A 13,036-nucleotide genomic window follows, 5' to 3' on the forward strand; every position below is an offset into this window, starting at 1 on the left:
CATTCGGCCGACATGAGCCGCCGCCCCCACGGCCTCAGGGACCTCACAGGCGTCCGATTGCACTCTTCTGTACGGGAGTTGACCGTTGTACCGTCCGCGCATGCCCATACGCACGCGCTTCACGACCTGGAGACCGCTCGCAGCGGCGGCCGTCGCCGCCCTCATGGCAGCGTTCCTCACCCCCGCGGCGGCTCACAGTGCCCCGCAGGAGAGCCGCCCCGTCTACTCCTACGGCAACGCCATCCGCGAGGCCGTATGGGTGGACACAGGACTCGACGGGGACGGCGACGGCAAGGCCGACCGGGTCGCCGTCGACATCGTCCGCCCCCGCGAACCCGCCCAGCAGGGCCGCAAGGTTCCGGTCATCATGGACGCCAGCCCCTACTACTCCTGCTGCGGCCGCGGCAACGAGAGCCAGAAGAAGACATACGACGCCAACGGCAACGTCGTCCAGATGCCGCTCTTCTACGACAACTACTTCGTGCCCCGCGGCTACGCGTTCGTCGGCGTCGACCTCGCCGGCACCAACCGCTCCGACGGCTGCGTCGACGTCGGCGGCCGCAGCGACATCCAGTCCGCGAAGGCCGTCGTGGACTGGCTGAACGGCAGGGCCAAGGCGTACACGACCCGTACCGGTAGCACGACCGCGAAGGCGACCTGGACCAACGGGAAGACCGGCATGATCGGCAAGAGCTGGGACGGCACGATCGCCAACGGCGTCGCCGCCACCGGCGTCAAGGGCCTCAAGACCATCGTTCCGATCAGCGCCATCTCCTCCTGGTACGACTACTACTTCGCCAAGGGCGCCCCGCTCTACGACTCCGGCCCCGACTCGCTCTCGGACTACGTCGACAGCCCCGACGCCCGGGCCAAGTGCGCCGCCGTCCAGCAGAAGCTCGTCGACGGGGCGCCGCGCACCGGCGACTGGACGCCGTTCTGGACCGAACGCGACTACGTCAGGAACGCGGGCAAGGTGCGGGCCAGCGTCTTCCTCGTGCACGGCATGCAGGACCTCAACGTCCGCACCAAGAACTTCGGGCAGTGGTGGGACGCCCTCGCCAAGAACGGCGTCGAGCGCAAGATCTGGCTCTCCCAGACCGGCCACGTCGACCCCTTCGACTTCCGCCGCGCCGCCTGGGTCGACACCCTGCACCGCTGGTTCGACCACGAACTCCTCGGCTACGACAACGGCATCGACCGTCAGCCCATGGCCGACATCGAGCGCCACCCCGACCAGTGGGTGACCTCGCAGTCCTGGCCCCCGAGCGGCACCCGCAGCACGACCCTGCGCCCCGACAAGGGCACCCGGGCGGGCATCGGCACCCTCGGCCTCACCAAGGGCGACGGCACCGAGACCTTCACCGACAACCCGCAGCTGAGCGAGACCGACTGGGCCGCGAAGATCGACACATCGACCCCCGACAAGGCCGGCTTCGTCACCAAGCCCCTCACCCACGACCTGCGCCTGTCCGGCTCCTCCAAGGTCACCGTCACCGCGACCCCGACCACGAGGACGGCCCACCTCTCCGCCGTCCTCGTGGACCTCGGCCCCGACACCATCCGTGACTACGCCGACTCCGCGGAGGGCATCACCACCCTCACCGACCGCACCTGCTGGGGCGCGAGCACGGCCGGCGACAGCGCCTGCTTCAAGGCCACCGAGGCCAAGAAGACCGCCGTCGACTACACGGTGTTCAGCCGCGGCTGGGCCGACCTCGGCAACTACGCCTCCGCCCGCAAGGGCGTCCCGCTCACCCCGGGCAAGGCGTACACCATCACCCTGGACCTCGCGGCCACCGACCACGTCGTCCCGGCCGGCCACCGCCTCGCCCTGATCGTCGCGGGCACCGACAAGGACCTCATCGACCCTCCGGCCGACAAGCCCACCCTCACCCTGGACCTGACCCACACCTCGGCCGACGTCCCGCTGGTCGGCGGCGCGGCAGCCTTCGCCCGTGCCACTTCCGGCAAGCCGGCAACCGCACCTGCGGCCACGATCTTGAAGGGCGTACGGAACCCGGCCGGTACCGATCGAGTTCCCGGGGACGGCTGGCCGCCCATCGGCTGAGCGGGGCTGCGCAGGTCCCCTCCGGTCCAGGAGCGCCCTGAAGGGGCGCGGGGCTGGGTCAATATGCTGCTCCGCCGCGTGGGCGCGACCAGCCACGACGGCGCAGCAGGCGAATGACAACCCATCGCGGCACCGCCCGCGGAGCGCTACGCGGCCGGGCAAGCCAGCCCGGCCGCGTCCTCCGCACACCCCCAGGCCACGGTCACACCGGCCCCGCCATGCCCATAGTTGTGCACCAGCACCCGCCCACCGGGCAGAACTTCCCGCTCCAGCCGCGCAGCGAACCGCACGGGCCGCAGCCCGACCCGATGCTCCAGCACCCGCGCCCCCGCGATCTCGGGCCGCAGAGCGGCACACCGCCGTACGATCGCCGAGGCCACCTCCGGATCCGGCTCCAGCGACCAGGCGTCCTCATCCGCCGTGCCGCCCAGCAACAGCCGGCCGGGCTGCGGAAAGAAATACGCCATCTCCCCGTCCTCCCCGGTGGAAGTGAGCCACGTCCGGATGCCCGGGTTCTCCACCACTACCAACTGCCCGCGCACGGGGCGCACGGACGCGTCCGGTACGAGTGAACGCGCCCCCAGCCCGGTGCAGTTGACGACCACCGGCGCGTTCACCTCCGCGAGGTCGGTGACCGTACGCTCCTCGATCGCTCCACCCGCCTTCACCAACCGCGCCCGCAGCCACGGCAGATGAGTCGACATGTCGATGAGTGGCAGCCGCGCCCACAGCCCGCTCCCCGCGTACTCCTCCGCCGTCGAGACCCGCAGCCCGGGCACCCGGGCGGCCGCCCACGCCTCGGCCCGGTCGAGATCCGCCTCGCCCAGTACTCCTTCGACCATGCGTACGCCGGTCGATCCGGGCCGCGTCGCCAACTCCTCGTACACATCGAGCGATTGCAGTGCCCAGGCGCGCGCCCGTGCGACCGGCTCGATCCGGTACGGCCACCACAGCGCGCCCGCAACCGCGGAGGTGGTCGCCGCCACGGGATCCCGCGTCCACACCCGCACCCGTACGCCACGCTCGGCGAGGACGACGGCCGTCGTCAGCCCTATGACCCCGGCGCCCACCACGATGACATCGTTGTTCCGCACGCTGTCCACGCGGGGACGTTAGCGGAATGTGTCATGCCGTGCTCAGACAGCTGCCACTCCGGGAATACTCACAGCATGTCTGCCGAATACGCGGCCTTCGGCCTGGCACCGGCGATGCGTGCCGGTGGAGTCCTCGCCAACGGTGACTACCAAGTGCACCGGGATTTCGTGGACTTCATCGTCGACGGACGTCCGCTGCTGTTCCAGCTCTCCGACCTCGACGCGGTCTCCCCGCTGGCCTCCGACATCCCACCCGCGATCTTCACCGAACACGTCCGGGGCCTCCTGCTGGAGGCGGACCCACCGCTTCCGGGCGGCCGTTACGTCATCTACGGCTGCCCCGAGTGCGCCGACCTGGCCTGCGGCGCGGTCACCGCGATCATCCAACAGGACGGTGAGGACTACATCTGGCGGGACTTCGCCTGGCAGACCGACGAACACGCCGATCTCGAACTCAACGGCTACCACGGCATCGGACCCTTCCGCTTCCGGGGCGCCGAGTACCGCGAGGCGCTGGCCGCCCTCCTCCAAGGCGAGTCCCCGGGCGCCCGCCGCCGGGTCCTGCTCATCGGCGCCCGCGTCGCCCTGCTCGCCAAGCTCGCCGCCGCGCTGCGCACCATCGGCATCGGCGCCGACATCGCCCATGACGCCGACGGCGTCCCTGCCGACGAACTGCGCGCCTACGGCGCCGTCACCTTCGGCCGCGCCGTCACCCGGGAGGAACGCACCGCCGTACGCCGTTCCTTCGAGCAGGCGGGCGTCGACGTGGTGTACGTCGAGGGCCTCGCCCCGATCGTGCCGCTCCTCGTCGCCCAGATCGAACACGCCCTGGACCGCAGCCCGGCGCAGCAGCGCCGTCTGACCGGCCTGGTGGCGGCCGACGGCGAAGCGGGCGTCGAGGTCACCTCGCCCTGCCGGGTCCGCCTCACCACGTACCGCCTCGACCGCCTCTACCGCACCCACACCCACGAGGTCTTCGACGGCGTCCTCGAACCGGGCCGCCACCGCATCGCCCTGGACGCCAAGGCGGTGAAGGGCGAGTCGTTCGTCGTGGCACGGACGGCGGGGAGCGTGCTGGTGGAAGCGATGGCGCGCTGAGGGCGGGGCGACACGGCGGCTAAAATCGGCGCCCTGATGACTGCCACCCTCGTCGCCAAGAACCTCGCCGCCGGCCACGGCGACCGCTCCCTCTTCTCCGGGCTCGATCTCGTCGTCGCGCCCGGAGACGTGATCGGGCTGGTCGGCGCCAATGGCGCGGGCAAGTCCACCCTGCTCAGGATGCTCGCGGGGCTGCTGGCCCCGGAGGAGGGGGAGCTCAGGCTCTCCCCGCCGACCGCGACCGTCGGCCACCTGCCGCAGGAGCCGGAGCGGCGCGCCGGCGAGAGAGTCCGGGAGTTCCTCGCCCGCCGTACCGGTGTCGCCGAGGCGCAGCGCGTGATGGACGAGGCCACGCAGGCCCTGGTCGACGGCGCACCCGGCGCCGATGACGCGTACGCGACCAGCCTGGAGCGCTGGCTCGACCTCGGCGGCGCCGACCTGGACGAGCGGGCCGAGGAGGTCGCCGACTCCCTGGGCCTGGCCGTGGACCTGGACCAGCCGATGACGTCCCTTTCCGGCGGCCAGGCGGCACGCGCCGGACTCGCCTCCCTGCTGCTGTCCCGCTACGACGTCTTCCTCCTCGACGAGCCGACCAACGACCTCGACCTGGACGGCCTGGAACGCCTGGAGCGATTCGTCTCCGGCCTGCGCGCCGGCACCGTCGTCGTCAGCCACGACCGCGAGTTCCTCACCCGCACCGTCACCAAGGTCCTCGAACTCGACCTCGCCCAGCAGCAGATCACGCTCTACGGCGGCGGCTACGAGGCCTACCTGGAGGAGCGGGACGTCGCCCGCAGGCACGCCCGCGAGGACTACGAGGAGTACGCCGACAAGCGCTCCGCCCTCCAGGACCGGGCCCAGATGCAGCGCTCCTGGATGGACAAGGGCGTCAAGAACGCCCGTCGCAAGGCGAGCAACGACAACGACAAGATCGGCCGCAAGTTCCGCAGCGAGGCCAGCGAGAAGCAGGCCGCGAAGGCCCGCCAGACCCAGCGCATGATCGAGCGGCTGGACGTGGTCGACGAACCCCGCAAGGAGTGGGAGCTGCGCATGGAGATCGCGTCGGCCCCGCGCTCGGGCGCCGTCGTGGCCACCCTGCGGGACGCGGAGGTACGGCGCGGCGACTTCACCTTCGGCCCGGTGTCCCTGCAGATCGACTGGGCGGACCGGGTGGCGGTGACCGGGGCGAACGGCGCCGGCAAGTCGACCCTGCTGGGCGCCCTGCTCGGGCGGATCCCCCTGGACGCGGGCCATGCGAGCCTCGGCTCCGGCGTCCTGGTCGGCGAGGTCGACCAGGCCCGCAAGCTGTTCCACGGCCCGGAGGCCCTGCTGGACGCGTTCTGCGCCGCCGTACCGGACACCGAGCCGGTGGAAGTACGCACCCTGCTGGCCAAGTTCGGCCTCAAGTCCGACCACGTCCTGCGCCCGGCGGCGACCCTCTCCCCGGGCGAACGCACCCGCGCCGCCCTGGCGCTGCTGCAGGGCCGGGGCGTCAACCTGCTCGTCCTCGACGAGCCGACCAACCACCTCGACCTGCCGGCCATCGAACAGCTGGAGTCGGCTCTCGACGCCTACGAGGGCACCCTCCTCCTGGTCACCCACGACCGCCGCATGCTGGACGCGGTCCATGTGATCCGGCGGCTCGAGGTGGCGGACGGAAAGGTCACGGAGCGCTAGCGCCGGCTGTGCCACAGCCCCGGGCCCCTTCGGGGCGCACGGATGCGCGAACCGGCCTTCGTGCCCGGATGAACGGCTCAGCGCAGGCGCGTCGCCAGACCGGGATAGTCGACGACGCAGCCGTTCGCGTCGAACTCCAGGTCACTGCGGAACTCGCCGGACGTGAACCGGACACGACCGCCGCCGTCGGTGCGCCCGAGGTGGGTGTAGGTCTGCGGCGAGGGCCGTACCACCAGTCCCGGCACCGACACCCACGCCATCAGGAACTCCCGCTCGCCGGGCGCCCGATGAAGGTCGTGCCGCAGCACCGGCATGGTGTTGGTGAGCGGGCACAGTCCCAGATCGCAGTCGAGCGCACCCTCGACACCGGGCACCGGTCCGCCGTCCGCGGTCCACCGCCCGGCGTCGTCGCGCCGCAGATCGAGAGTGCGGGTACTGCTCTCGGTCTCCGCAGTGACCGCCAGCCGCCGGGTCACGAACCCTGCACCGGTCTCGAGCTCGTACGAGATCCAATACGGCTCCGGAACGGTTCCGACGGCCCGCCCGCGGGCCCGCAGCGAGCCATCGCCGAACTCGACCCAGGCGGTCTCGTACCCCCGGCTCTCCAGCACTTCCCAGGTGACGGCATGCGATGTGACCATGCCGGCCACTCTAGGTCTGAGAGGGCGCTCGCAGCGCCCCCCAAGACCTCCCCCTCAGCTCACCGCTTGCCCTTCGGATCAAGCAACCCCGCCCGGCGCAGAGCATCCGCCATCGCGCTGTTGGCAGGCGCCGCCGTCTGGCGCGAACCGCCGCTCTGGCCGCCACGGCCGCCGCCCTGCCCGCCACGACCCCCGCCCTGCCGTGGCTGCTGCTGCCGCTGCTGAGGCGGACGCGCACCCCGCTGCCGGCGCTCGCCGCCGTCTCCCTGTGGCGCTGCCTCGTCGTCCAGGCGCAGCGTCAGCGAGATCCGCTTGCGCGGAATGTCGACGTCCAGCACCTTCACCTTGACGATGTCCCCGGGCTTCACCACGTCCCGCGGGTCCTTGACGAACGTCTTGGACAACGCGGAGACATGCGCCAGCCCGTCCTGGTGGACACCGATGTCGATGAACGCACCGAAGGCCGCCACATTCGTGACCACGCCCTCCAGGACCATCCCGGAGGCCAGGTCGGAGATCTTCTCGACGCCCTCCTTGAAGGTGGCCGTCTTGAACGCGGGCCGCGGGTCGCGCCCGGGCTTCTCCAACTCCTTGAGGATGTCGGTGACGGTCGGCAGACCGAACGTCTCGTCCACGAACTCACCCGGCTTCAGCGAGCGCAGCACGCTCGTGTTGCCGATGAGCGACGCCACCTCCTGCCCGGACGTCTTCACCATGCGCCGGACGACCGGGTACGCCTCCGGGTGCACGCTGGAGGCGTCCAGCGGGTCGTCGCCGCCGCGGATCCGCAGGAAGCCCGCGCACTGTTCGTACGCCTTCGGGCCCAGCCGGGCCACGCTCTTGAGCTGGGTGCGGGATGTGAAGGGACCGTTGGCGTCGCGGTGCGCCACGATGTTCTCGGCCAGCCCGGAAGTGATGCCGGAGACCCGGGCGAGCAGCGGGGCCGAGGCCGTGTTGACGTCCACGCCGACGCCGTTCACACAGTCCTCGACCACCGCGTCCAGCGAGCGCGACAGCTTCACCTCGGACAGGTCGTGCTGGTACTGGCCGACGCCGATCGACTTGGGGTCGATCTTCACCAGCTCGGCCAGGGGATCCTGGAGGCGGCGAGCGATGGAGACGGCGCCGCGCAGCGACACGTCCATGTCGGGCAGCTCCTGCGAGGCGAACGCGGACGCCGAGTACACGGACGCGCCGGCCTCGGACACCATCACCTTGGTCAGGTTCAACTCGGGGTGTTTGCTGATGAGTTCACCGGCGAGCTTGTCGGTCTCGCGGGACGCCGTGCCGTTGCCGATCGCGATCAGCTCGACCGCGTGTTCCTTCGCCAGGCGGGCCAGCTTGGCGATCGCCTCGTCCCACTTGTTCGCCGGGACGTGCGGGTAGATGACGTCCGTGGCCACCACCTTGCCGGTGGCGTCGATGACGGCGACCTTCACACCCGTACGGAAACCGGGGTCCAGGCCCAGGGTCGCGCGCGTGCCGGCCGGGGCGGCGAGCAGCAGGTCGCGCAGGTTCGCGGCGAACACCTGGACGGCCTCGTCCTCCGCGGCCGTGCGCAGCCTGAGGCGCAGGTCGATGCCGAGGTGCACCAGGATGCGGGTGCGCCAGGCCCAACGGACGGTGTCCGTCAGCCACTTGTCGGCGGGACGGCCGCGGTCGGCGATCTGGAACCTCGCGGCCACGATGCCCTCGTAGGACGAAGGGCCGTCGGTGGGCTCCTCCGGCTCCAGGACGAGGTCGAGGACCTCCTCCTTCTCGCCGCGCAGCATGGCGAGAATGCGGTGCGAGGGCAGTTCGGTGAACGGCTCGGCGAAGTCGAAGTAGTCGGCGAACTTGGCGCCCGCCTCCTCCTTGCCGTCCCGCACCTTGGCGGCCAGCCGCCCGCGCACCCACATGCGCTCGCGCAGCTCGCCGATCAGGTCGGCGTCCTCGGAGAACCGCTCGGTGAGGATCGCGCGGGCGCCGTCCAGGGCGGCCTGCGGGTCGGCGACCCCCTTGTCCGCGTCGACGAAAGCGGAGGCCGCGGCGAGCGGCTCGACCGTCGGATCGCCGAGCAGGCCCTCGGCGAGCGGCTCGAGCCCGGCCTCGCGCGCGATCTGCGCCTTGGTGCGGCGCTTGGGCTTGTACGGCAGGTAGATGTCCTCGAGCCGCGCCTTGGTCTCGGCGCCGCGGATCTGCGCCTCCAGCTCCGCGGTCAGCTTGCCCTGCTCGCGCACCGACTCCAGGATCGCGGTCCGCCGCTCCTCCAGCTCCCGCAGATAGCGCAGCCGCTCCTCGATCGTGCGCAGCTGCGCATCGTCGAGCATCTCGGTCGCTTCCTTGCGGTAGCGGGCGACGAAGGGCACCGTCGAACCGCCGTCGAGCAGCTCCACGGCAGCCCTGACCTGCCGCTCCCGGACGCCGAGCTCCTCGGCGATCCTGCCTTCGATGGACCCTACGTTGGTGGACCCGCTGGACCCGGGTGTCGTCACGATCCCGTACCGCCTTCTCACTGAGGTTGCGCCGCAATTGTGGCAGGCGGCACCGACAGTCGGGGATCAGGGCGGCAACCGGCGAGGCGGGGCGGCGGAATCAGGCCCCGTGGCCCCGCGCGGAGCCGGAGGCTCCGCCGAAGAGCCGGGCCAGCGCCCGGAAGGGCAGGGTGACGACGGTGGCGATCGCCCCGCCGATCTGCCGCAGCACGTCTGCAATGGCGCGGAACACGAAACTCCCCTTTCTGTCCCCGTTTCCCGCCCGGCCACGACGGCCGGGCGAGGTCCGGGTACCCGGGTTTCGTCAGCGCTTGCCGATCAGATCTGTCGGGTAGCCCGGCGGCGGTGCGGCGGCGCGGTGCCTGTCCCGGGAGGCGTCGGCCGGGTGACGCCCTCTGCCTCGGTCTTTCGTCAGCGCTTGCCGATCAGATCCGCGGGGTAGGCCCCGGCGGCGAGTGCGGTACGTGCGAACCCCGCTCCCAGCTCCGTCAGACGGGCGACGCCCTCTGCCCCCAGGTGCTCGTACGGCGCCCGGTCCAGCCGGTCCGTCTCCGTCTCGATCTGCGCCCGCAGCGCGACGCCCCGCTCCGTCAGCTCGCCCGCCTCGTCCAGCAGCCCGCGCTCGCGCAGCCGCCCGCAGGCCGCGTCCCAGTCCTCCTGCTTCCAGCCGCGGCTGCCGAAGACCCACTTCGGGGCCATGCCCTTGCCGGTCGCGGTGTGGGTCACCACGGCCTCCAGACCGTCCAGCTCCGCGGACATCAGTACCGCGAGATGCCCGTCGCCCCGGTGCTCACGCAGCAGCGTGGCGGCGTGGAAGTAGGCCAGATGCGGCTCCTCGGGCACCGACAGGTCGGCATACGCCGAGTACAGCGGCCGCGCCGCGCGGGAACAGGCCTCGGCGGCCCGCAGCGCCAGCCGCGCCGCCTCCGCCATCTCCTCGGACCTCACGGTGTCCTCGCCCAGCAGGCGCCTCAGGGTGGCATCGACGGCACGCGCGCGTGCGGCCAGGATCTGCCCGGGTGCGGCGGTCTCCCACACGGCGGGCACATACCGGGCCACGAGCTCGTACTTGTAGTTGTAGAACGTCGCCGCCACCGTGCCCGGACCGACCGGCCCCAGTGCGGCCGCCCGGGCCGCGAAGTTCACGGCCCTCGGGTGGGTGATGCCGAGAACGCCCAGTTCCCTGCCCAGATCGGGCGAGAAGTAGTACGTCGCATGCAGGGAGTTGAGCGCGTTGTGGCAGCGGCGACCGGCGTGCGGGTCGATGGCGGCAGTAGTCATGCCCGGCAGGTTACCGACTGGTCGGTACGGGCTCCAGTGCCGCTCGCCGGATGGCAGGAAAGGTGGGGAACTCGTCATTGCAGCCATCCGCCCGGCTGCCAAGAATCGTGGGTATGCCGCAGCGAACCGTCCTGCTCGTCCTCTTCGACGGCGTCCAGAGCCTCGACGTCACCGGCCCCCTTGAGGTCTTCGCGGGCGCCGAACTGCACACCCCGGGCACCTACCGCCTCCGTACGGCCTCCCCGGACGGCGCACCCGTGCGTACCTCCAGCGGCCTGACCCTCGTACCGGACCTGGCCCTCGCGGACGCGCCTGCCCCGCACACCCTTCTGGTGCCGGGCGGCCAGGGCACCCGCCGTCCGGGGCCCGACCCACGGCTGACCGACTGGCTGCGCGAGTGCGGCCCGCGCGCGGAGCGCCTCGTCTCCGTCTGCACCGGCGCCATCCTCCTCGCGGAGGCGGGCCTGCTGGACGGGCGCCGCGCCACGACCCACTGGGCGTACTGCGACAAGCTCGCCCGCGACCACCCGTCCGTCGAGGTCGACCCCGACCCCATCTATGTGCGCGACGGTCACGTCTTCACCTCGGCCGGCGTCACCTCCGGCATCGACCTCGCGCTCGCCCTGGTCGAGGAGGACCTGGGCCGGGAGGTGGCGCTGACCATCGCCCGCCACCTGGTCGTCTTTCTGCGCAGGCCCGGGAATCAGGCCCAGTTCAGCGCCCAGCTCGCCGCCCAGACCGCCCGGCGCGAGCCGCTGCGCGAGGTGCAGCAATGGATTACCGAGCATCCCGACGCCGACCTGGACGTCGAGTCCCTCGCCGCCCGCGCCGCCCTCTCGCCCCGCCACTTCGCCCGCGCCTTCCAGGCGGAGACCGGCATGACCCCGGGCCGCTATGTCGACCGCGTCCGCCTCGAACACGCCCGCCGCCTCCTGGAGGACACCGCCGACGGGGTCGAGGAGATCTCCCGTGCCAGCGGCTACGGCACCCCCGAGGCCATGCGCCGCGCCTTCGTCAGGACGCTCGGCACCGCCCCGGCGGAATACCGCCGCCGCTTCCGGACCGCACCCACCCGCTGAAAGGACCCCGATGCAGATCGCCATCCTGCTCTTCGACCGCTTCACCGCACTGGACGCCGTCGGCCCGTACGAGACCCTGGGACGCCTTCCGGACACGGAGACCGTCTTCGTCGCCGAACGGCCCGGCCCCGTCCGCACCGACACCGGAAACCTCGCGATCGTCGCGGACAAGACCCTGGCCGAGGTGGAGCACCCCGATATCGTGATCGTCCCGGGCGGCCCCGGACAGACCCCGCAGATGGAGAACGAGACCCTGCTGGACTGGCTGCGCACCGCCGACGCCACCAGCACCTGGACGACATCCGTCTGCACGGGCTCCCTGCTGCTCGCCGCGGCCGGCCTCCTTCAGGGCCGCCGCGCGACCTCCCACTGGCTGGCCCTGGACTTCCTGAAGCAGTTCGGCGCCGAGCCTACGGGGGAGCGGGTGGTCCTCGACGGCAAGTACGTCACCGCGGCCGGCGTCTCCTCCGGCATCGACATGGGCCTGACCCTCCTCGGCCGCATCGCCGGCGACGAACACGCCCAGGCCGTCCAGCTGTTGACCGAGTACGACCCGCAGCCGCCCTACGACGCGGGGTCGCCCGAGAAGGCGCCCGCGCACCTCGTCGAGGAGTTCCGCTCCAAGAGCCGTTTCATCCTGACGTAGTCCACGTGAAGCGCGGCTGCCTGCGCTCCAGGAAAGCGGCGACTCCCTCCACGGTGTCGCCGCTGCCGCGCGCCTGCTGCGTCCAGTACGCGTCCCGGTCGGTGCGCCCGTTCGCGAACTCCTTCGCCGCGGCCTGGGTCAGCTGCGAACGCGACACCAGGATCCGAGTGAACTCCGCGACCCGCTTGGCGAGTTCGCCCTGCGGCAGCACCTCGTCCACCAGGCCGGTGCGCAGCGCCCGCTCCGCGTCGATCAACTCGCCGGAGAACAGCAGGTACTTGGCGGCCGCCGGACCCACCAGCGACACCAGCCGGCGGGTGGAGGAGGCCGGATACACGATCCCGAGCTTCGACGGCGTCACCCCGAACAGCGCCCCCTCCATGGCGAACCGCAGATCACAGGCCGCCGCCAGCTGCGACCCGCCGCCCACGCAGTGCCCGCGGACCGCGGCCAGCGTCGGCTTCGGGAAGGCGGCCAGGGCCTCCTCGGCCCGCACCGCGAGCCCCTGCGCCTCCTCCGGCGACCCCTGGAGCGTGGAGATGTCGGCCCCCGCGCAGAACGTCGAGCCCTCCCCGGTCAGCACCAGCGCCCGTACGCCCGGGTCCGCCGCGAGGGTGTCGAGCAGCGGTGGCAGGGCGGCCCACATCGCGGCCGTCATGGCGTTGCGCTTCGCCGGATGGTGGATGACGACGGTGGCGACCGAGTCGGTGACGCTGTGCAGCAGCTGGGGCTCCATGGCCGGATGCTAGCCGCCGCGCCGGGCACGTGATCAAGAAGGGGGCGGCCTAACCCGTACAACCCGAAGAGTTCGCGAAGTCGGCTGAAGCGTGAAAAGACCAGTCCCACAACTGACCGTGTCATACGCCAACGGTCATAAGTGCTCGATACCTGCTGACTTGTGTTCAGTCATCCGGAGTGCCGCGGGTCGTTCCCAACACTCGACGTGTGGTGACAATCGAGCGCAAGGGTGGCGACCGG

Annotated in this window: 11 protein-coding genes; 5 read left to right on the plus strand and 6 right to left on the minus strand. The window is 71.5% G+C overall.

Going from position 1 to position 13,036, the window contains the following annotated elements; all coding sequences use genetic code 11:
- Positions 1-100 precede the first annotated feature (100 nt).
- Positions 101-2,068: a Xaa-Pro dipeptidyl-peptidase gene (locus ACWCRD_RS25185; protein ID WP_450968032.1), complete on the plus strand. Its 1,968-nt coding sequence runs from the start codon at positions 101-103 to the stop codon at positions 2,066-2,068.
- Positions 2,069-2,214: 146 nt separating this feature from the next.
- Here ACWCRD_RS25185 and ACWCRD_RS25190 read toward each other — a convergent pair whose 3' ends face one another.
- Positions 2,215-3,171 (minus strand): FAD-dependent oxidoreductase, encoded by a 957-nt coding sequence (locus tag ACWCRD_RS25190; protein ID WP_450968033.1) that lies wholly within the window; start codon positions 3,169-3,171, stop codon positions 2,215-2,217.
- A gap of 66 nt (positions 3,172-3,237) precedes the next feature.
- Here ACWCRD_RS25190 and ACWCRD_RS25195 point away from each other — a divergent pair, with 66 nt between their 5' ends.
- Both ACWCRD_RS25195 and ACWCRD_RS25200 read left to right on the plus strand, forming a co-directional pair.
- Positions 3,238-4,260 (plus strand): oxidoreductase, encoded by a 1,023-nt coding sequence (locus ACWCRD_RS25195; protein ID WP_450968034.1) that lies wholly within the window; start codon positions 3,238-3,240, stop codon positions 4,258-4,260.
- Between the two features lie 36 nt (positions 4,261-4,296).
- Complete coding sequence (locus ACWCRD_RS25200) at positions 4,297-5,937, plus strand: ABC-F family ATP-binding cassette domain-containing protein (protein WP_450968035.1); 1,641 nt, start codon at positions 4,297-4,299, stop codon at positions 5,935-5,937.
- Positions 5,938-6,014: 77 nt separating this feature from the next.
- On the opposite strand, the gene ACWCRD_RS25205 is transcribed toward ACWCRD_RS25200, so the two are convergent.
- The 4 genes from ACWCRD_RS25205 to ACWCRD_RS25220 all read right to left on the minus strand — a co-directional run bounded on the left by ACWCRD_RS25205 (position 6,015) and on the right by ACWCRD_RS25220 (position 10,333).
- Positions 6,015-6,578 carry a putative glycolipid-binding domain-containing protein gene (locus ACWCRD_RS25205; RefSeq protein ID WP_450968036.1) on the minus strand — a complete coding sequence of 188 codons (564 nt, stop codon included), beginning with the start codon at positions 6,576-6,578 and terminating at the stop codon, positions 6,015-6,017.
- Positions 6,579-6,637: 59 nt separating this feature from the next.
- A complete protein-coding gene (locus ACWCRD_RS25210; RefSeq protein WP_450968037.1) occupies positions 6,638-9,052 on the minus strand; it encodes a Tex family protein in 2,415 nt (804 codons plus the stop codon).
- 100 nt (positions 9,053-9,152) lie between these two features.
- Complete coding sequence (locus ACWCRD_RS25215) at positions 9,153-9,284, minus strand: LPFR motif small protein (protein WP_308117073.1); 132 nt, start codon at positions 9,282-9,284, stop codon at positions 9,153-9,155.
- A gap of 179 nt (positions 9,285-9,463) precedes the next feature.
- Positions 9,464-10,333: an SCO6745 family protein gene (locus tag ACWCRD_RS25220; RefSeq protein WP_450968038.1), complete on the minus strand. Its 870-nt coding sequence runs from the start codon at positions 10,331-10,333 to the stop codon at positions 9,464-9,466.
- 113 nt (positions 10,334-10,446) lie between these two features.
- On the opposite strand from ACWCRD_RS25220, the gene ACWCRD_RS25225 reads away from it, so the two are divergent.
- Together ACWCRD_RS25225 and ACWCRD_RS25230 are read left to right on the plus strand one after the other, a co-directional pair.
- Complete coding sequence (locus ACWCRD_RS25225; RefSeq protein ID WP_450968039.1) at positions 10,447-11,412, plus strand: GlxA family transcriptional regulator; 966 nt, start codon at positions 10,447-10,449, stop codon at positions 11,410-11,412.
- 10 nt (positions 11,413-11,422) lie between these two features.
- On the plus strand, positions 11,423-12,058 hold the full coding sequence (locus ACWCRD_RS25230; RefSeq protein ID WP_450968040.1) for a DJ-1/PfpI family protein: 636 nt from the start codon (positions 11,423-11,425) through the stop codon (positions 12,056-12,058).
- Here ACWCRD_RS25230 and ACWCRD_RS25235 read toward each other — a convergent pair.
- Positions 12,045-12,794 (minus strand): enoyl-CoA hydratase/isomerase family protein, encoded by a 750-nt coding sequence (locus tag ACWCRD_RS25235; protein WP_365839014.1) that lies wholly within the window; start codon positions 12,792-12,794, stop codon positions 12,045-12,047. The two genes, ACWCRD_RS25230 and ACWCRD_RS25235, sit on opposite strands and share 14 nt — an antisense overlap.
- Between the last annotated feature and the right edge of the window lie 242 nt (positions 12,795-13,036).

Source organism: Streptomyces sp. NPDC002092, assembly GCF_053593775.1.